Annotated in this window: 17 protein-coding genes; 8 read left to right on the top strand and 9 right to left on the bottom strand. The window is 71.9% G+C overall.

Annotated elements, in window-relative coordinates; all coding sequences use genetic code 11:
• Positions 1-6: 6 nt before the first annotated feature.
• The 3 genes from BGO91_RS02970 to BGO91_RS02960 are packed head-to-tail and all read left to right on the top strand — an operon-like array spanning position 7 to position 3,535.
• Positions 7-972 (top strand): carbohydrate ABC transporter permease, encoded by a 966-nt coding sequence (locus tag BGO91_RS02970; protein WP_290471383.1) that lies wholly within the window; start codon positions 7-9, stop codon positions 970-972.
• Positions 969-1,862 carry a carbohydrate ABC transporter permease gene (locus BGO91_RS02965; protein WP_290471382.1) on the top strand — a complete coding sequence of 298 codons (894 nt, stop codon included), beginning with the start codon at positions 969-971 and terminating at the stop codon, positions 1,860-1,862. Before BGO91_RS02970 ends, BGO91_RS02965 begins: the two co-directional genes overlap by 4 nt.
• Positions 1,859-3,535 (top strand): hypothetical protein, encoded by a 1,677-nt coding sequence (locus BGO91_RS02960; RefSeq protein ID WP_290471381.1) that lies wholly within the window; start codon positions 1,859-1,861, stop codon positions 3,533-3,535. The genes BGO91_RS02965 and BGO91_RS02960 overlap by 4 nt, the downstream gene beginning before the upstream one ends.
• A 101-nt stretch (positions 3,536-3,636) precedes the next feature.
• Here BGO91_RS02960 and BGO91_RS02955 read toward each other — a convergent pair whose 3' ends face one another.
• Positions 3,637-4,296: a GntR family transcriptional regulator gene (locus tag BGO91_RS02955; protein WP_290471380.1), complete on the bottom strand. Its 660-nt coding sequence runs from the start codon at positions 4,294-4,296 to the stop codon at positions 3,637-3,639.
• Positions 4,297-4,463: 167 nt separating this feature from the next.
• Between BGO91_RS02955 and BGO91_RS02950 the strand changes: the two genes are divergently transcribed.
• Genes BGO91_RS02950 through BGO91_RS02930 form a run of 5 tightly spaced genes read left to right on the top strand, consistent with a single transcriptional unit; the run spans position 4,464 to position 11,431 of the window.
• Positions 4,464-6,512 carry a beta-galactosidase gene (locus tag BGO91_RS02950; RefSeq protein WP_290471379.1) on the top strand — a complete coding sequence of 683 codons (2,049 nt, stop codon included), beginning with the start codon at positions 4,464-4,466 and terminating at the stop codon, positions 6,510-6,512.
• Positions 6,509-7,885, top strand: coding sequence for an aminomethyl-transferring glycine dehydrogenase subunit GcvPA (gcvPA, locus tag BGO91_RS02945; protein ID WP_290471378.1), 1,377 nt, complete (start codon positions 6,509-6,511; stop codon positions 7,883-7,885). Before BGO91_RS02950 ends, gcvPA begins: the two co-directional genes overlap by 4 nt.
• Positions 7,882-9,516 (top strand): aminomethyl-transferring glycine dehydrogenase subunit GcvPB, encoded by a 1,635-nt coding sequence (gene gcvPB, locus BGO91_RS02940; protein WP_290471377.1) that lies wholly within the window; start codon positions 7,882-7,884, stop codon positions 9,514-9,516. Before gcvPA ends, gcvPB begins: the two co-directional genes overlap by 4 nt.
• Positions 9,513-10,682 carry an NAD(+)/NADH kinase gene (locus tag BGO91_RS02935; RefSeq protein ID WP_290471376.1) on the top strand — a complete coding sequence of 390 codons (1,170 nt, stop codon included), beginning with the start codon at positions 9,513-9,515 and terminating at the stop codon, positions 10,680-10,682. The genes gcvPB and BGO91_RS02935 overlap by 4 nt, the downstream gene beginning before the upstream one ends.
• A complete protein-coding gene (locus BGO91_RS02930; RefSeq protein ID WP_290471375.1) occupies positions 10,673-11,431 on the top strand; it encodes an SDR family NAD(P)-dependent oxidoreductase in 759 nt (252 codons plus the stop codon). Before BGO91_RS02935 ends, BGO91_RS02930 begins: the two co-directional genes overlap by 10 nt.
• Positions 11,432-11,559: 128 nt before the next feature.
• Here the strand turns inward: BGO91_RS02930 and BGO91_RS02925 are convergent, their stop codons facing one another.
• The 8 genes from BGO91_RS02925 to fliO all read right to left on the bottom strand — a co-directional run bounded on the left by BGO91_RS02925 (position 11,560) and on the right by fliO (position 18,138).
• Positions 11,560-11,796 carry a carbon storage regulator gene (locus BGO91_RS02925; RefSeq protein ID WP_021763348.1) on the bottom strand — a complete coding sequence of 79 codons (237 nt, stop codon included), beginning with the start codon at positions 11,794-11,796 and terminating at the stop codon, positions 11,560-11,562.
• 103 nt (positions 11,797-11,899) lie between these two features.
• Positions 11,900-12,580 carry a hypothetical protein gene (locus BGO91_RS02920; RefSeq protein WP_290471374.1) on the bottom strand — a complete coding sequence of 227 codons (681 nt, stop codon included), beginning with the start codon at positions 12,578-12,580 and terminating at the stop codon, positions 11,900-11,902.
• On the bottom strand, positions 12,558-14,615 hold the full coding sequence (gene flhA, locus BGO91_RS02915) for a flagellar biosynthesis protein FlhA (protein ID WP_290471373.1): 2,058 nt from the start codon (positions 14,613-14,615) through the stop codon (positions 12,558-12,560). Before flhA ends, BGO91_RS02920 begins: the two co-directional genes overlap by 23 nt.
• A complete protein-coding gene (locus BGO91_RS02910; protein WP_290471372.1) occupies positions 14,612-15,706 on the bottom strand; it encodes an EscU/YscU/HrcU family type III secretion system export apparatus switch protein in 1,095 nt (364 codons plus the stop codon). The genes flhA and BGO91_RS02910 overlap by 4 nt, the downstream gene beginning before the upstream one ends.
• Entirely contained in the window at positions 15,703-16,464 is a 762-nt protein-coding gene (locus BGO91_RS02905; RefSeq protein ID WP_290471371.1) for a flagellar biosynthetic protein FliR, read from the bottom strand. Before BGO91_RS02905 ends, BGO91_RS02910 begins: the two co-directional genes overlap by 4 nt.
• Positions 16,464-16,739, bottom strand: a complete 276-nt coding sequence (locus BGO91_RS02900) for a flagellar biosynthetic protein FliQ (protein ID WP_021758882.1) — start codon at positions 16,737-16,739, stop codon at positions 16,464-16,466. Before BGO91_RS02900 ends, BGO91_RS02905 begins: the two co-directional genes overlap by 1 nt.
• Positions 16,739-17,653, bottom strand: coding sequence for a flagellar type III secretion system pore protein FliP (gene fliP, locus BGO91_RS02895; protein WP_290471370.1), 915 nt, complete (start codon positions 17,651-17,653; stop codon positions 16,739-16,741). The genes BGO91_RS02900 and fliP overlap by 1 nt, the downstream gene beginning before the upstream one ends.
• The gene (fliO, locus tag BGO91_RS02890) at positions 17,614-18,138 is read right to left on the bottom strand and encodes a flagellar biosynthetic protein FliO (RefSeq protein WP_290471369.1); all 525 of its coding nucleotides are present in this window, start codon (positions 18,136-18,138) and stop codon (positions 17,614-17,616) included. Before fliO ends, fliP begins: the two co-directional genes overlap by 40 nt.
• Between the last annotated feature and the right edge of the window lie 120 nt (positions 18,139-18,258).

Here is an 18,258-nt window from a genome sequence, read left to right as displayed (position 1 = left end):
TCGAGCGTGAGCGCAGTCAGGGAAGCACTGGTCGCCCCCGAGGCCGAGACCCCTCCCGCGACGCCGGGCGGGCTCCGCAAGGAGTCCGCCTGGCGGCGTCGCGACCGCCGGTGGGGCTACGTGTTCGTGGGCCCGCAGCTGCTCGGGATGGCCCTGTTCGTGGTCGTGCCGTTCATCGCGAGCCTCGTGCTGGCGTTCGCGCAGTGGGACGGCCTCAACGATCTCAGCTGGGTCGGCTTCGACAACTTCCGCACCGAGCTGAGCGACCCGCTCTTCGGCCGGTCGATCGTCAACACCCTCCTCATCGCCCTCATCACCGTGCCGATCGGCCTCGCCCTGGCCGTGGTGCTGGCGGTCGCGCTGGAGAAGCTGAAGACGCGCACGCTCTATCTCATCCTCTTCTTCGCGCCCGTCGTCACCTCGTCGGTCGCCGTGGCGATGATCTGGCAGCAGCTGTTCCGCAAGGACGGCGTGCTGAGCGGATTCATCGCGAACGTGTTCCACATCGCCCCGCCGGACTGGCTGGGCGACCCGCACCTCGCGCTCATCGCCGTCTGCATCGTGACCATCTGGTCGTCGGTCGGCCTGAACGTGATCATCTTCCTGGCCGGCCTGCAGAACATCTCACCGGCCGTGATCGAAGCCGCGCGGCTCGACGGCGCCGGGGCGATCACCCTGTTCTTCCGCGTGCGGCTGCCACTGCTGTCGCCGATCATCTTCTTCTCGACGGTGATCGCCTTCATCAGCTCGCTGCAGACGTTCGACACCGTGTTCATCCTCACCGCGAACGCGGGACCGGACAACGCGACCCGCACCATCGTCTACCACATCTACGATCTGGGCTTCGGCAAGTTCCAGTTCGGCCCGGCCTCCGCCGCGTCGATCATCCTGCTGGTCATCACCCTCGTGATCACGGGCATCCAGTTCGCCGCCCAGAAGAAGTTCGTCCACTACGAGGATGATGCCGCATGACCACCGCAACGGCCCCCGCCGACCCCGCCACCCGCACCGCCCCCGCGCACCCGGGCCGTGCGGCCTCCCGCGCCCGCAAGGCCCTGCTGCACGTCGTCCTGCTGCTGGGCGGCCTCGCGATGGTGTTCCCCTTCCTCTGGATGCTGGTCACCTCGTTCAAGTCGCTGCCGCAGCTGCTCAACGACCCGCTGAGCGTGTGGCCGCACCCCTTCACCCTGCAGAACTACGCGGACGCGTGGAGCGACGTGCCGTTCGGGCAGGCGTACTGGAACACGATCTACATCGCCGTGCTCGTCGTCGCCGGCACGCTCGTCACCGCCGCGATGGCCGGGTACGCGTTCGCGCGCATACCGTTCCGCGGCAGCAAGGTGCTGTTCGTGTTGTTCCTGGCGACGCAGATGATCCCGATGCAGGTGACGCTCATCCCCTTCTACTTCCTCATGGCGAAGCTGGGGTGGGTGGACTCGCACCTCGCGCTGATCGTGCCCGCCGCGCTCGCGAACCCGTTCGCGGTGTTCCTCATGCGCCAGTTCGTGCTGTCGCTGCCGCGCGAGCTGGAGGAGGCGGCCCTCGTCGACGGCGCCGGCCGGTGGCGCATCTTCTGGAGCATCATCCTCCCGAACCTGAAGCCCGGGCTCGGCGCGCTCGCGATCATCGTGGCGCTGAGCACCTGGAACAACTTCCTGCTGCCGCTCGTCATCCTCAACTCGCAGGACCTCTTCACGGTGCCGCTGCTGCTGCAGAGCTTCCGCGGCCAGTACGGGTCGGTCAACTACGGGCTGATCATGGCGGCGTCGGCCATCGCGACCATCCCGATGCTGATCGCGTTCGTGATCGGCCAGCGCCGCATCCTGAACTCGATGGCCGCGTCGGGGCTGGGCGGGCGATGAGCGTCGCCGCCGCCGCAGCCGCACGGGTCTCGCCGTACCTCGACCTGGAGTCGGCGCCGTTCACCCTCCCGGGCTCGCGCATCCTCGTGATGCGGGCCGACGAGGGGGTGACGGTGCGTTTGGCCGAGTACGAGCGCCGGCTGGATGACTGCATCCTGGTCCGCACCCTGCGCGTGCTCGGCCCGGACGGACGCGTCGCGCCGGTCAGCGCCGTGCACCCCGACCGCATCGAGTTCGGCGCGGCGGGCGTCACGCTGACCTTCGACGGCCCCGACGCCCTCAGCCTCGGCGGCGGCGAGGCGCCCTGGACCGCCGAACTCGACCTGCCCCACACCCCCGCCCTCCGCACCACGTCGCCCATCCGCATCACCCTCGCCCCCGCAGCCGCCGAGCACAGGAAAAGTGCTCGGTTCACGGCCGAGATCGAGCACTTTTCCTGTGCTCGCGGGCATAGGGCGGCGCTGGAGGCGACGGGGCGGGTGTGGGAGGAGTGGTTTGCGCGGACGCCGGTGGTGCGTGACGACCTCGTTGGGATGACCGCGTTCTGCTGGTGGGTGCTCGGCGCGAACATCGTGTCGCTGCCCGGCCGCGGGGCGCGGGCGGTCGTGCCCTCCAAGATCGGGTATGTGGGGCTCTGGCAGTGGGATGCGTACTTCATCGCCTCCGGCCTCCGTCACGGCGACCCGGAGCTCGCCCGCGAGCAGCTGGAGCTCGCCTTCGCCTTCCCCACCGCGGACGGCCAGCTGCCGGATGTGGTGCACGACGAGGGCGTGCTGGCCTCCAGCGACGACCTCCCGCCGGGCGACCGGGACAACCTGCGCCGCGCCGGCTCGGCCATCGCCGACCCGTCCGCGCCCATCCCGCTCACGAAGCCGCCGCTCGCCGCATGGGCGCTGCGCCGCCTGGAGGGGCTCGTCGACGATCCCGCCTGGTTCGACGCCGCCTGGGCGACGGTCGCGCGCAGCCAGGAGTGGTGGTTCGCGCACTCCGACCTCGACGGCGACGGGATGCCCGAGTACGGCCACCCCTACTCGTCCGGCCTCGACGACAGCCCGGTCTTCGACGCCGAGCTGCCGGTGGCCTCCCCCGACCTCGCGGCCTACCTGATCCTGCAGGACGACCTGCTCGCGGCGCGAGCCCGGAGCGTGGGCGACGCGGCGGTCGCCGAGCGTTTCGCCGCGCGCGCCTCCCGCACGCTCGAGCTGCTGGAGGGGATGTGGGACGAGTCCGCCGGGTTCTTCCGCTCCTCGGGCGCGGGGGCGCCGGTCGAGGCGGAGGCCGTCGTCTCCCTCCTGCCACTGCTCACCGGCCGGCTGCCCGGGCGCTACGTCGCCGGCATCCTCGCCGCCCTCGACGACCCCGAGCGGTTCGCGACGACCTGGATCGTGCCCACCGTGGCGCGACGGGATCCGGACTACTCGGACGAGCGGATGTGGCGCGGCCCGGTGTGGGTCAACGTCAACGCGCTGCTCGCGGAGGGGCTGGCGGTCTCCGGCCACGCCGACCGATCACGCGCGCTGATCGAGCAGACCCTGCGGCTCGTGCAGCACGGCGGGGGCCCCCACGAGTACTTCAACCCGGCGACGGGCGAGAAGGCGCGCACCGCGACGACCGCCTTCGGCTGGTCCGCGGCGCTGTTCATCGACCTGGCCGTGCAGGTCTCCGGCGCGTGAGACGACGCAACACGCCCTTTTTCGGCCGAAGACGGCACGGGAAAGGGCGTGTCGCGACCGTTCGCGGCCACGCGGGCGGGGGTGAGCGCGGAAGCCGGGGGTCAGGCCAGGCGTTCCCACTTGATGCCGGCGTCGGCGAGGAGGCGGCGCATGCCGTTGGTCCAGTTCTCGGCGAGGGCGGCCTTGGCGGCGGGAACGTCGCGCTCGACGAGGTGCTGGGCGATGATCGCGTGCTCCGCGGCGGAGCGCTCGACGAGCACCTCCCCGCCGACGAGCAGGGACTCGTAGCGGTGGATGGCGCTGCGCACCTGCGCGATCTGCTCCAGGAGCTTGCGGTTGGTGCAGGCGCTCAGCATGAGGTTGTGCCACTCGTCGTCCTTGCGGTTGACGACGGCGTGCTGGGCGACGTCGTCCGAGAAGTCGGCGGCGAGGCCGCCGAGACGGGCGCCGAGGGCGGCGAGCTCGTCGAGCGGCGAGAGGTCGAGGGCGAGGCCTTCCAGGGTCACGATGATGGGGCAGAGCTCCTCGAACTCGCGCGCGCTGAGCGGAACGAACCGGAAGCCCTTGCCGTTCTCGCTCTCGATCTGGCCCTCGCTCTCGAGGGCGATCAGAGCCTCCCGCAGCGGCGTGCGGCTGACGCCGAGCTCGGCGGCGAGCTGGACCTCGTTGATGCTCTCCCCCGGGCGAACGTCCCCCGCGCGCATGCGCGCGATGAGCTCCTCGCGCACCTGGGAACGCAGGTTCTTGCGTTCGATCGCCATGTGACCCCTCCCGGCCGGACTCGTGGTCGCCAGCTTAGGGGTTGACCCGTCGTGGCGATCGCTCTAGCGTTACTGTATACAGAATACAGTCGACACGATGGCGGCACAAGGCTCGTCACGTCGGCTGGACCCCCGCACGAACCGCACGACACCGTTGAAGGAGACCGATGACGATCCCCGCGCCCCGGAGCATCCGGCTCGACGCGCTCGCCTACGGCGGCGACTACAACCCCGACCAGTGGCCGGAAGAGGTCTGGGCCGAGGACGCCCGCCTGATGGTGGAGGCCGGGGTCAACCTGGTCACCCTCCCGGTCTTCTCCTGGCCGCTGCTGGAGCCGGAGCCGGGCGTCTGGGACTTCGCGGGCCTCGACCGCGTGATCGACCTGCTCTGGCAGCACGGGATCAAGATCGACCTCGCCACGGCGACCGCCACACCACCGGCCTGGCTGGTGCGCGAGCATCCCGAGGTGCTGCCCTGGAACTCCGACGGCGTGCGCCTCGAGTTCGGCTCGCGGCAGTCGTACTGCCCGAGCTCGCCGGTGTTCCGGGAGGCGGCGCTGCGGCTGACGCGCGCCCTCGCGGAGCGGTACGGCGAGCATCCCGCGCTCGCGCTCTGGCACGTCTCGAACGAGTACGGCGACCACGTGGCGCGGTGCTGGTGCCCGGAGTCGGCGCGGCACTTCCGCCGTTGGCTGGAGGCCCGCTACGGCAGTATCGCGGGGCTCAACGAGGCCTGGGGCACGAGCTGCTGGGGTCAGAACTACCTGAGCTTCGACCAGATCGAGCCGCCGCGCACGGCCACCGGCCCGATCAACCCGGCCGAGGTCGTGGACTTCGAGCGGTTCTCGTCGGACGCCCTCCTGGAGCTGTTCCAGTCCGAGGTCGACGTGCTGCGGGAGGTCACGCCCGAGATCGCCGTCACCACCAACTTCATGAGCCTCTTCCGCGAGCTGGACTACTGGCGCTTCGCGGACGCCGAGGACTTCGTGACCGACGACGCGTACCCGGACCCTGCCGACCCCCGCGCCCACGTCGGCGCCGCGCTCAACTACGGGCTGATGCGCAGTCTCAAGGAGGGCCGCCCCTGGCTGCTCCTGGAGCAGGCGCCGAGCGCGGTCAGCTGGCGCGACGTCAACGTGCCCAAGGCGCCCGGCCAGATGCGGCTCGGCAGCCTGCAGGCCGTCGCGCACGGGTCGGACGGCGTGATGTTCTTCCAGTGGCGGCAGGCGAAGTTCGGCCCGGAGAAGTTCCACTCGGCGATGCTCGGCCACCGCGGCGAGCGCAGCCGCACCTTCCGCGAGACGAAGGCGCTCGGCGCCGAGCTGCGGCTGCTGGAGCCGGTGCGCGGCACCCGCGTTCGTGCCGAGGTCGCGCTCGTGGCCGATTGGGACTCCTGGTGGGGCGTCACGCAGACCGAGTCGATGCCGTCGCAGCGCCTGGACTGGCTGACGGAGGCGCGCGCCTGGCACGCGGCCGCCTTCGCCCTGGGGCAGCCGGTGGATGTCGCCCGCGCCGCAGGCCCGTTCGGCGACCACCGAGTGCTGCTCGTCCCCAATCTCTACGCGGCCACGGCGGAGCAGGCGGAGGCGCTGAGCGCGTTCGTCGCGGCCGGCGGTCAGCTCGTCGTCGGACCGTTCTCCGGCGTCGTCGACCACCGCGAGCAGGTGCACGAGGGCGGCGCGCCCGGCCCGCTGCGCGACCTCCTGGGCGTCGAGGTGGACGAGTGGTGGCCGCTGCCCGACGGCGGCCAGCGCACCGTCGAGCTCGGCGGCCGCGTGCACTCGACCCGCGTGTGGGGCGAGTGGATCGAGCCGGCCGACGGCACCGAGGTGCTCGCGCGCTTCGCCGACGGCGACCTGGCCGGCCTCCCCGCGCTCACCCGCCGCACGCACGGCACCGGTGCCGCCTGGTACCTCGCCGCCGGCCTCGACGAACAGGGGATGCGCGCCGTGCTCTCCGCGGTCTTCGCGGCCGCCGACGTCGCCACCCGCGAGCCCGACACCGCGCTCGAGATCGTCACCCGCACCGACGGGACCACCGACTACACCTTCGTGCTCAACCACGGCCGGGAGGCGCGGACCGCGCCGCGCATCCCGGGCGGCACCGACCTGCTCACCGGCGTGTACGCCGGGGCCGGACTGCCGCTCGACGCGTTCGGCGTCGCCGTGGTCGCGCATCCCGCGAACCGCCCTGCGAACACTGAGAGGCCAGCATGACCCACCCCTTCGTCCATCCGTACGTGCCGAACACGGCGCCCGCGTCGCGTCAGGCGATGCTCGACGCCGTCGGAGCGGCGAGCGTCGACGAGTTCTACGCGGACGTCCCGGCCGACCTGCGGCTCGGCCGCGACCTCGACCTCCCGGAGCCGCTGATCGCGGAGCAGGATCTGGCCCGCCACGTGAGCGGGCTGCTGCGCCGCAACCGCGCGGTCGAGCCGGGCCGTCTGTTCCTCGGCGCCGGCACGTACAACCACGCGGTGCCGGCCGTCGTCGACGAGGTGATCAACCGCAGCGAGTTCCTGACCGCCTACGCGGGCGAGCCGTACGAGGATCACGGCCGCTTCCAGGCGCTGTTCGAGTACCAGTCGCTGATGGGCGAGCTGCTGAACACCGATGTCGTGAACGTGCCCACCTACGACGGTTACCAGGCCGCCGCGACCGCCCTGGCCATGGCGACCCGCATCACCGGCCGCCGCGGCATCCTGCTCGTCAGCGACGCCCACCCCGACAAGCTCAGCAAGGTGCGCGACTACGTGCGTCCGATCGCCGACCTCGTCGTCGTGCCGACCGTGGACGGCGTCGCCGACGTGGCCGCCGCGAGCGCGCTCATCGGCCCGGACACCGCGGCCGTGTGGATCGAGACCCCCAGCTTCCACGGCGCACTCGAGACCGCGATCGCCGAGCTGGCCGACGCCGCGCACGCCGCGGGAGCCCTGCTCGTCGCGGGCACCGACCCGATCGGGCTCGGCGTGCTGGCCTCCCCCGCCGACGCGGGCGCCGACATCCTGCACGGCGACATCCAGTCGCTCGGCCTGCACCCCTGGTACGGCGGAGCGCACGCCGGCTTCATCGCCGTCGCCGACGACCCGCGCCTGGTGATGGAGATGCCGTCGCGCCTGTTCGGCCTGGCCTCCACCGACGTGCCCGGCGAGTACGGCTTCGGCGACGTCGCGTACGACCGCACCTCGTTCGCGCTGCGCGAGGAGGGGAAGGAGTGGGTCGGCACAGCCGCCGCACTCTGGGGCATCGCCGCCGGTGTGTACCTCTCGCTGATGGGACCGCAGGGCATGGCCGAGCTGGGCGAGACCCTCCTCGCCCGCACGGCGTACGCCCGCCGCGCGCTGACCGCGCTGCCCGGCGTGCGGGATGCGGACGGAGCCGTGCACCTGCGCGAGTTCGTGCTCGACCTGAACGACGCCTCCCTCACCGCACCGGCGCTCGTCGCCGCCCTGCGCGCCCGCGGCTTCGAGCCCGGACTCGCGCTCGACGACACCCGCCTGCTCGTCTGCGTGACGGAGCAGAACACCCGGACCGACATCGACGACCTGACCGAGGCCGTCCGCACCGCCCTCGAGGAGACGCACCGATGAGCCTGCCCATCGCCCCCAAGCCCGCCTTGCGCCGGTTCCACCAGGCGCGCTGGGACGAGCCGATCGTCTTCGAGCTGCACGCCCCCGGCGAGCGCGGCGTCGTCCCGTCCCGCGTGGAGGCCGGGGTGCAGGAGGCCGTCGGCGACGTGGTCGCGGCGCTCCCCGCCTCCCTCCGCCGCCCCGCCGCGCCCGCGCTGCCCGAGATCGGCCAGATGCGCGTGCTCAAACACTACCTGCGGCTCAGCCAGGAGAACCTCGGCGCCGACCTCAACGTCGACGTGGGTCAGGGCACGTGCACGATGAAGTACGCGCCGAAGGTCAACGAGGCGATCATCCGCACCCCCGACCTGACCGACCTCCACCCCCTCCAGGACACGGAGACGGCGCAGGGCGTGCTCGAGATCGTTTGGCGCACCGAGCGGATGCTGGCCGAGATCTCCGGGATGAGCCGCGTCTCGCTGCAGACCAGCGGCGGCTCCGAGGCGATCTGGGCCAACATCTCCATGATCCGCGCGTACCACGCCTCCCGCGGCGAGGGCGAGCAGCGGGACGAGGTGATCACCACGATCTTCTCCCACCCCTCCAACGCGGCCGCGGCGAAGATGGCGGGCTACAAGGTCATCACGATCTTCCCCGACGCGGACGGCTACCCCGACGTGGAGGCCCTGCGCGCGGCCATCTCGCCCCGCACGGCCGCCATCATGGTCACCAACCCCGAGGACACGGGCATCTACAACCCGCGCATCCGCGAGTGGGTCGACCTGGCGCACTCGGTCGGCGCGCTCGCGTCGTACGACCAGGCGAACGCCAACGGCATCCTCGGCATCACCCGCGCCCGCGACGCCGGCTTCGACGTGTGCCACTTCAACCTGCACAAGACGTTCGGCACCCCGCACGGCTGCGGCGGACCGGGCTCGGGCGCGAACGCGGTGTCGGAGGCGCTGGTGCCGTTCCTGCCCGGACCGGTGGTCGAGAAGGTCGGCGACCGGTACGTGCTCGACGACGACCGGCCGCAGTCGATCGGGTCCGTCGCGCCCTTCTACGGCGTCATCCCGAACATCGTGCGCACCTACGCGTGGATCCGCGCGCTCGGCGCCCCCGGGCTGCGCGCGGTCGCCGAGACCGCGGTGCTCAACAACAACTACCTGATGAAGCGCATCCTGGAGATCCCCGGCGCCAGCGCCCCCTACGCCACAGGCCGCCGCCGCATCGAACAGGTGCGCTATTCCTGGCAGGAGCTGTTCGAGGAGACCGGGATCAGCTCGGAGGAGATCGGCATCCGCGCCGCCGACTTCGGCATGCACTACTGGACCAGCCACCACCCGTACGTGGTGCCGCAGCCGTTCACCCTCGAGCCGACCGAGTCGTACTCGATGGCCGAGCTGGACGAGTACGCGGCGGTGCTCGCCGAGGTGGCGCGGGAGGCGCGCGAGACGCCCGACGTCGTGCGCACCGCCCCGCACAACCAGACGGTGCACCACACCCACCACGACGACCTGGACGACCCGGAGCGGTGGGCGGTCACGTGGCGCGCGTACCAGCGGAAGTACTTCGGTGCGGGTGCCGGTGCGGGCGCGGCTGCCGACCCGGCCTCCGTTGAGGCTCCCGTCTCGGAGGGCGCCGCCGCATGAGCGTCGGGCTCGTCGTGAACCCGCTCGCGGGGATCGGCGGGCCCGCGGGTCTGGCCGGAAGCGATGGCGCCGCGGTGCAGCGGGAGGCGCTGCGTCGCGGCGGCCGCCCGCGGGCGTCGTCGCGGGCCGTGGAGGCGCTGCGTGTGCTCGCGGCCGCGCATGCCGGAGCCGAAGTGCTCACGGCGGCGGGCGCGATGGGCGAGGACGCGGTGCGGGAGGCGGGGCTGGTCCCGCGGGTCGTGTACAGCGCCTCCGCCTCCGCCTCCACCTCCACCTCCACCTCCACCTCGCCGGATGACACGGCACGCGCCGCGTCCGCCCTGCACGGCGCGGGGGCGACGCTCGTGCTCTTCGCGGGCGGCGACGGCACGGCCCGGGATGTCGCGCGCGGCCTCCCGTCGGGCGTCCCGGTGCTCGGCATCCCGGCCGGCGTGAAGATGTACTCGGGGTGCTTCGCGGTCGGCCCGGCCGCCGCCGGCGCGCTCGCGGCCTCCTGGACCGACGGCGCGCTGCCGACGGTCGAGGCCGAGGTGCTCGACCTCGACGAGGAGCTCATGCGCGCCGGCCGCCCGGACCCGCGGCTGTTCGCGCTCGTGCCCGTCCCGTCCGCCCCCGGCCGCACGCAGGCGCGCAAGGCCGCCACCCCCGCGAGCGAGCGGGAAGCCGTGCACCGCGCCGCGACCGGCGCCGCCGCGCGCATGCTCCCCGGCGTGCGCTACCTGCTCGGCCCCGGCGGCACGACCGCCGCGCTCGGCCGCGTGCTCGGCCTCCACACCACCCCGCTCGGCGTCGACGTCGTCGAAGACGGGCGCCTCGTCGCCCGCGACATCACCGCCGACCAGGCTCTCGCCGCCGTCGCCGGGCGCCCCGCGCAGGCCGTCGTCACCGTCATCGGCGGCCAGGGCTTCGTGCTCGGCCGCGGCAACCAGCAGCTCTCGCCGCGCGTCGTCGCGGCGCTCGGGCCGCATCCCCTGCTCGTGGTCGCCACCGAGCAGAAACTCATCGACCTCGCCGGCCGGCCCCTGCTGGTCGACACCGGCGACCCCGCGCTCGACGCACGGCTGGCCGGCCACCTCACGGTGGTCACCGGGCCCGCCACGGCGAGCATCTACCCTGTCAGTGCCGCCACCGCGGCCCCCATCGAAGGAGATCCCGAATGCGTCTAGCCGGCAAGTCCGCCATCGTCACCGGAGGAGCGGGTGGCATCGGCCGCGCCACCTCCCTCGCCCTCGCCGCCGAAGGCGCCCGCGTCGCGGTCGTCGACCTGCAGCAGGAGGCCGCGGAGGCCGTCGCCGCCGAGATCCGCGCCGCGGGCGGCGAGGCCCTCGCCATCGCGGCCGACGTCTCGGCCGAGCCCGACGTCGAACGCGCCGTCGCCACCGCCGTCGACGCGTTCGGCGGCCTCGACATCGCCTTCAACAACGCGGGCATCATCCGCCGCACCACCGCCGTCGAGACCACCGTCGAGGAGTGGGATCGCGTCTTCGGCGTCAACGTGCGCGGCATCTTCCTCATGTGCAAGCACGTCGTCCCGGTCATGGCTGCCTCGGGCAAGGGCTCCATCATCAACACCGGCAGCGGCTGGGGGCTCAAGGGCGGCGGCCAGGCCATCTCGTACTGCGCCTCCAAGGGCGCCGTCGTCAACATGACCCGCGCCCTCGCGATCGACCACGGCCCCCAGGGCATCCGCGTCAACTCCGTCAACCCGGGCGACGTGAACACCGGGATGCTGCGCGACGAGGCCCGCCAGCTCGGCCAGGAGGCGGGAGCCTTCCTCGCCGACGCCGCCGACCGCCCGCTGGGCCGCATGGGCGAGCCGACCGAGATCGCGGCCGCCGTGGTGTGGCTCGCGAGCGACGAGTCGTCGTACGTCACGGGCTCCGCCCTCGTCGTCGACGGCGGAGGAATCGCGTAACGGCGACCCTCCCCGCGCCCCTGCCCGTCGGCGCTGAGACGTCACGACACGCCCTTTTCCGCCCTGAAACGGCGCGGAGGAGGGCGTGTTGCGTCTGCTCAGGGGGTTGGGCGGGTGACGGCGAAGCGTCAGAGGCCGAGTGACTTCTTGATGAGGGCTTCGGGGTCGGCGGTGCCGGCGGCCTGCTCGGTGGCCTCCTGGTTGGCCTCGGTGACGGCCTTGACGACCTCGTCGCGCTGGATGCGGATGCCCCGCGGGGCGTCGATCCCGATCCGGATGCCGTCGCCGCGCGCGTCGAGGATCGTCACGACGATGTCGTCGCCGATGAGCACCCGCTCACCCGGCTTCCGCGTCAATACCAGCATTGTTTCAGCCTAGCCGGGGACCGGCCGCCGAGGGGTGAGTTGTTGCGGGTATCGGGGCCCGAATACCCGCAACTAGTCACACCTCGCGAGCGTGTGGGGCGCGTCAGGCGGGCGGTGCGTCCAGCCAGAGGACGGGGCGGGCGAGCGCGGCGAGGCCGTGCGGGCCCGCGGTGCGGCGGGCGCCGGTGGCGGCGATGCCGTCGACGGCGAGGACGGCGTCCACCTCGCCGACCCAGCGGCGCGTGTCGTCGAGGCGGCGGGAGACGTCGACCGCGACCCAGACCTGGTCGGGGGCGATGGAGGCGAGGTCCGCGGCGAGCGCGGCCACCGCATCCACCGCATCCAATTCGACGGGCGCGACGATCGCGCAGCCGCGACGCACGCCCTCGGCGCGGGCGGCCAGGGCGGCGCGGCGGTCGGAGACGGGATGCACGGCGGCGTCCGCCCCCTCGGCCAGGATGCGGGCGGCCTCCCTGGCGTCGCCGCCGAACCCGACGACGATCGTGAGGTCGCCCCTGCCCTGCAGGCGGGCGGGGGGAGGTCCGGCGAGCGCCGTGTCGTCAGCCGACGGCGAGGCGGACGCTGACGAGGCAGGCGCCGTCAACGAATGGGCGTCGTCGGCCGACAGGGCTCCCGCAGCGGCGGCGGGAGGCCCCACCGGCGCATCCAGCGTCCGCACGAGGTCGTCGAGGATCGCCTGGAACGCGTGCGACGAGGTCGAGACGGCGGGTGTGATGTCGTCCGTCTCGGGTCCGAGCCACTCAGGCCGCGATCGACTCGGCACCTCTCACCACCCCGACGGTCTCGATGTTGGCCTGCACGGCGGTGACCTCCTGGTACGACAGCACGGGCAGCCCGCTGAGCTGGCCGGCGACGAGCCGGCGGATGGCGGGCCGCAGGGCCGGCGCGCACACGAGCACCGCCGAGACGCCCAGGTCGTCGAGCTGGCCGGCGGTCTGCTTCAGCGAGGACATCACGGCCTCCAGCCGGGCCGGATCGAGCACGATCTGCGTGCCGAGCTCCGACGGCCGCAGCCCCTCGAGCATCGACTGCTCCAGGCCGGGGTCGATCATGATGACGCGCAGCACGTCGCCGTCGAGGTGCGGGGCGACGACCGCGGGCCCGAGCGCCGAGCGGGCGGCCTCGATCAGGCCCTCCGGATCGTTGGAGACCTTCGCTCGCAGCGCGAGCGCCTCCAGGATGCGCGGGAGGTCGTTGATCGGCACCTGCTCGGCCAGCAGCCCCTGCAGCACGCGCTGCACCTCGGCGAGCGACAGCAGGCCCGGGACGAGCTCCTCCACCGCCGCCGGGTTGACCTGCTTTACGCCCTCAGTGAGCTGGCGCACGTCCTCCCGGGTGAGCAGGCGCCCGGCGTTGGCCGTGATGATCGACGACAGGTGGGTGATGAGCACCGAGACGCGATCGATCACGGTCGCGCCGCCGAGCTCGGCGCTGTGCCGCATCTCGCTCGGGATCCACTTGGCCGGGAGGCCGAACACCGGCTCGATGGTCGGCGTGCCCGGGAGGGAGTCGAGCGCGTCGCCGAGCGCGAGCACCCGGCCGGACGGCGCCTGGCCGCGCCCCGCCTCCACCCCGGCGATCTTGATGACGTAGGTGGAGGGCGGCAGTTCGGCCGAGTCGCGCGTGCGCACCGGCGGCACGATCACGCCCAGCTCGAGGGCGATCTTGCGGCGCAGCGCCCGCACGCGGGCGAGCAGGTCGTCTGAGGCGCCGCTGACGATGTCGACCAGGTCGGGCGCGAGGGTGATCTCGAGCGCGTGGACGCGCATCTGGTCCATGAGGTCGTCCGTGGTCTCGCCCGTGCCGGCGGTGGCCACCGCCTTCTTGGCCGCCTCCACCTTCTTCTGCTCCGCCTGTCGGGTCTTGATGCGCTGGGCGGCGAGGATGAGGAACGCGCCGACGAGCACGAACGGGATGGGCGGCATGCCCGGGATGAGCGCCATCACGATCGCCGCGCATCCCGCGATCGTCAGCGCGTTGCGCGACTGGCTGAGCTGCCCGCTCGCGGTCGTGCCGATGTCGCTCTCGGCGTTGGACCGGGTCACGATCATGCCGGTCGAGACGGCCATGAGCAGCGCCGGGATCTGCGTGACGAGGCCGTCGCCGATGGTCAGCAGCGTGTAGGTGTTGACGGCGTCGCCGATCTCCATCCCGCGCTGGATCATGCCGATCGCGATGCCGCCGACCACGTTGATGATGATGATCAGGATGCCCGCGATCGCGTCGCCCTTGACGAACTTGCTCGCACCGTCCATCGCGCCGTAGAAGTCGGCCTCGGCCGAGACCTCCGCGCGGCGCTGCCTGGCCTGCTCCTCGGTGATCAGCCCGGCGTTGAGGTCGGCGTCGATCGCCATCTGCTTGCCCGGCATGGCGTCGAGGGTGAAGCGCGCGCCCACCTCGGCGACGCGCTCGGCACCCTTCGTCACCACGATGAACTGGATGACGACGAGGATGAGGAACACGACCGCACCGATGATGATCGACCCGCCCACGGCCACGTGACCGAACGCCTGGATGACCTGCCCGGCGAATCCATCGCCCAGCACGAGGCGGGTGGAGGCGACGTTGAGGCCGAGCCGGAACAGTGTCGCGACGAGCAGCAGCGACGGGAAGACGGAGAAGTCGAGCGGCTTCTTCGCGAACATCGTGGTCAGCAGGATGACCAGCGCGAGCATGATGTTCACGATGATCAGGGTGTCCAGCAGCCAGGCGGGCACGGGGACCACCAGCAGCATGATGATGCCGACGACGCCGATCGGCACGGCGACCTTGGCACCGAGTCCGTTGCTCGACTTCATGTGAGCCCTCCTAGCGGGGTGGGGGTCATCGTGTGGATGCCGGTGGCGGCGCCGCGGGACTTCAGCGACATGACGAACGCGAGCACGCGCGCCACCGAGTTGTAGAGCTCGACCGGGATCTCGTCGCCGAGCTTGCAGCCGGCGTGGAGGGCCCGGGCGAGGGGGATGTCCTTGACGATCGGCACGCGCTCCTCCTCCGCCTTCTCGCGGATGCGCTGCGCGATGACGCCGGCGCCCTTCGCGACGACGCGCGGCGCGGACTTGCCGGGCTCGTACTTGATCGCGATGGCGATGTGGGTCGGGTTCACGAGCACGACGTCCGAGCTCCCGATCGCCGAGATCATCCGGTTGCGGCTCATCGCCAGCTGCCGCGCACGGCGCTGCGACCGGATCAGCGGGTCGCCGTCCGAGTTCTTGTTCTCGTCGCGCACCTCGCGCTTGGTCATGCGCGTCTGCTTGCGGTTGCGGCGCATGACGACGAGCACGTCGAGCGCGGCGAGCACGAGGCCCGCGCCGATCGCCGCCTGGAGGAGGCCCGCCGCGCCCGCCTGCGCCGCCTCCAGCAGCGACGACAGCGACAGGCTGCCCGCCATCAGCAGCACGGGCATGAGGCCCTGCACGACGAGGTAGAGGCCGATGCCGACGACGGCGGACTTGAGGAGGGTCTTCGCCCCCTCCCAGAGGGCGCGCATCCCGAACACCCGGCCGATGCCGGTGACGATGTTGAACTGCTCGTACTTGCCCTCGAGCTTCTTGAGGTGCACGCCGCCCTGCGCCGCGGCCGCGCCGATGATCGCGATCGCACCGACGGCGAGCAGCGCCCCGATGGTGGGCAGGATGCTGGCGAGCCCGGCCCCGAGCGCGGCGACCGCCTTCGCCGGGTCGGGCGACTCGATCACCGAGCGCACCGTGTACATCTGGTCGACCGCGGCGTTCGTGCCGAGCTGGATGGTGAACGGCAGCATGACGGCGGCGGCGCCGACCCCCACCCACGCGGTGAGGTCGTTGGACTTGCCGAGGCGGCCCTTCTCGCGGGCCTCCTTCATCCGCTTCTCGGTCGCCTGCTCGGTGCGTTCCTGGGCGTCGCTCACCGCGTCACCCCCAGGATCGTCTTGACCGCGGTGTCGGTCAGCCCGGAGACGACGCCCGGCAGGGCGACGACGACGATGCCCGACAGCACGACGGTCAGCATGATCTTCAGCGGGAAGCCGAGCGCGAACGCGTTGAGCGCGGGCGCCACGCGGGTCAGGAGGCCGAGGCCCACGTCGGCGAGGAACAACACCACGATCAGCGGCCCCGCGATCTGCAGCGCCGCGAGGAACATCTGGGTCACCCCGGTGACCATCTCCTTCGCCGGGTCGGCCAGGTCGAAGCCGCCCGCGAGCGGGATCGCGTCGAACGTGCGCACCAGGCCGCCGATGATCAGCTGGTAGCCGCCGGTGGCGAACAGCAGGGCCAGCGCGGTCAGCTGGAACAGGCGGGTGAACTGCGCGCCGTTGATCATCGCCTGCGGATCGAACGCCTGCGCCAGCTGGAAGCCGCCGAACAGGTCGATGAAGCTGCCTGCCGACTGGATCGCCGAGAACACCAGGAACACCAGGAAGCCCAGCGTTGCGCCGACGGCCAGCTCCCGCACCATGTCGAGCAGGAAGGCGCCGGTGTCACCGGACTGGTAGCCGGCGCCCACGCGCGGGGCCACCGCGATCGCGAGACCGATCGCCAGCATCCCCTTCACCTGCGCCGGGAAGCCGTTGTACGAGAACGGCGGGGCGATCACCAGGAAGGCGACCATCCGCAGCGAGGCCAGCGCCACCGCCTCGATCGACGCCAGGTCGATGGGGATGAACATCAGCCACCGCCGAGGAGGGACGGGATCTTCTCGAAGAGCATGTTCGTGAAGCTGATCAGCTCCGCGATCATCCACTGGCCGCACACGAGCAGGGCGATGGCGACCGCCGCGGCCTTCGGCACGAACGAGAGCGTGACCTCCTGGATCTGCGTGATCGACTGGATCAGCGAGATCGCGAAGCCCACGACGAGCGCCGTCACCACGATGGGCGCGGCGAGCTTCGCCGTGACCAGGAGGCCCTGCATGGCGATGTCGAGGACGGCGTTGGCGTTCATCAGCCGCCCCGGTAGCTCGTGATCAGGCTCGTGACGATGAGGCCCCAGCCGTCGACCAGCACGAACAGCAGGATCTTGAACGGCAGCGAGATCATCACCGGCGGCAGCATCATCATGCCCATCGACATCAGCGCCGCCGAGACGACCATGTCGATCACGAGGAACGGCACGAAGATCACGAAGCCGATGATGAACGCGGCCCGCAGCTCCGAGATCATGAACGCCGGGATGAGCGTCAGCAGCGGGACGGACGCCGCGTTCTCGGGGTTCGGGCGCCCGGCCGCGCGCGTCATCAGCGCGATGTCCTCCTCGCGGGTGTGCGCCGCCATGAACCCGCGCAGGGGCGCCTCCGCCGCGTGCACCGCCGCCGTGAAGTCGATGTGACCGGCGAGGTAGGGCTGCACCGCGAGGTTGTTGATGTCGACCAGCACCGGGCTCATGATGAACAGGCTCAGGAACAGCGCGAGGCCGGCGAGCACCTGGTTCGGCGGGATGGACGGGAGGGCCAGCGCGTTGCGGGTGATGGCGAGCACCACGAAGATCTTCGTGAACGACGACATCATCAGCAGCAGGGCCGGCGCGACCGACAGCACAGTGATGCCGAGCAGGGTCAGGATGGCGGCGCTCGGAGTGCCGTTGGGGCCGTTGATGTCGACGGTGATGCCGCCCGTGCCGCCGGGGCCGCTCGGTCCGTTCGGCGTCGGGACGGGAGTCGGCTCGGCGTGCGCGGTGGCGGCGTTCAGCAGCAGGAAGGCGGCGGCGATCAGCGCCACGAGCAGCACGGCGACCAGGATGCGCGGCAGGCGCGACGCCCGGCGGACGGCCTCACCCGGCACGGGACGCGGGCGCAGGGCGCGCGCGTCGGCGGCGGCCGTCACTTCTTGGGCCGCACCGCCGAACTCGCCTGCCGCCATGTGGCCGGGGACAGGATCGAGCCTTTGAGTGCCTCGTCGAAGAGCGAGGCGCGTCCCTGCGCCGTGAGGAAGTCGGCATCCTGCCTGGAGTCTGTACTGCTGGTGGAGCTGTTTGTGCCGGTGGTGCCTGTCGCGCTGCCCGTTCCGGTCGCCTCGGGCGCGGACTCCGCCGCACCCGGGAGCTCCTTGGCGAACGTCTTGCGCACGGGCCGCAGGGGGCGCACGTCCGCGTCGTGCGGGCGCTCCCCCGTGTGCAGCACGCTGACCTGTCGCTCGGTGACGCCGAGGACAAACCGGTTGCCGTCCACATCCACCACCACGACCGACGCCTTCGGGCCGATGCCCTGGCGCCCCACGACGTTCACCGCGTTGGTGCGCCGGGAGGCGCCGCGACCCTTCGTCACGCGCCGCTGCACGTACCAGAGCACCAGCACGATGACGGCGAGCACGACGAGCACGCGCAGAGCGATGAACACGGTCTCCACGGCCTACCCCCGCACGTCGTTCGACAGGGAGGGGCGGCGGAGGGTCACGCAGCGCACTATCGGCCGGCCTCCCCCACCCGTTAGGCACCTCCCCACCCCGAGATTTGGCCCAAATGTCGC

The organism is Leifsonia sp. 71-9, assembly GCF_001898805.1.
GTDB lineage: Bacteria > Actinomycetota > Actinomycetes > Actinomycetales > Microbacteriaceae > Leifsonia.
Note: the sequence above shows the minus strand (reverse complement) of the source record. Positions and strands in the feature narration are given on the sequence as shown.

Coding starts and splice junctions, on each gene's coding strand:
- BGO91_RS02965 (WP_290471382.1), top strand. CDS start 969: ATGACCACCGCAACGGCCCCCGCCGACCCCGCCACCCGCACCGCCCCC.
- BGO91_RS02960 (WP_290471381.1), top strand. CDS start 1,859: ATGAGCGTCGCCGCCGCCGCAGCCGCACGGGTCTCGCCGTACCTCGAC.
- BGO91_RS02955 (WP_290471380.1), bottom strand. CDS start 4,296: ATGGCGATCGAACGCAAGAACCTGCGTTCCCAGGTGCGCGAGGAGCTC.
- BGO91_RS02950 (WP_290471379.1), top strand. CDS start 4,464: ATGACGATCCCCGCGCCCCGGAGCATCCGGCTCGACGCGCTCGCCTAC.
- gcvPA (WP_290471378.1), top strand. CDS start 6,509: ATGACCCACCCCTTCGTCCATCCGTACGTGCCGAACACGGCGCCCGCG.
- gcvPB (WP_290471377.1), top strand. CDS start 7,882: ATGAGCCTGCCCATCGCCCCCAAGCCCGCCTTGCGCCGGTTCCACCAG.
- BGO91_RS02935 (WP_290471376.1), top strand. CDS start 9,513: ATGAGCGTCGGGCTCGTCGTGAACCCGCTCGCGGGGATCGGCGGGCCC.
- BGO91_RS02930 (WP_290471375.1), top strand. CDS start 10,673: ATGCGTCTAGCCGGCAAGTCCGCCATCGTCACCGGAGGAGCGGGTGGC.
- BGO91_RS02925 (WP_021763348.1), bottom strand. CDS start 11,796: ATGCTGGTATTGACGCGGAAGCCGGGTGAGCGGGTGCTCATCGGCGAC.
- flhA (WP_290471373.1), bottom strand. CDS start 14,615: ATGAAGTCGAGCAACGGACTCGGTGCCAAGGTCGCCGTGCCGATCGGC.
- BGO91_RS02905 (WP_290471371.1), bottom strand. CDS start 16,464: ATGTTCATCCCCATCGACCTGGCGTCGATCGAGGCGGTGGCGCTGGCC.
- BGO91_RS02900 (WP_021758882.1), bottom strand. CDS start 16,739: ATGAACGCCAACGCCGTCCTCGACATCGCCATGCAGGGCCTCCTGGTC.
- fliP (WP_290471370.1), bottom strand. CDS start 17,653: ATGGCGGCAGGCGAGTTCGGCGGTGCGGCCCAAGAAGTGACGGCCGCC.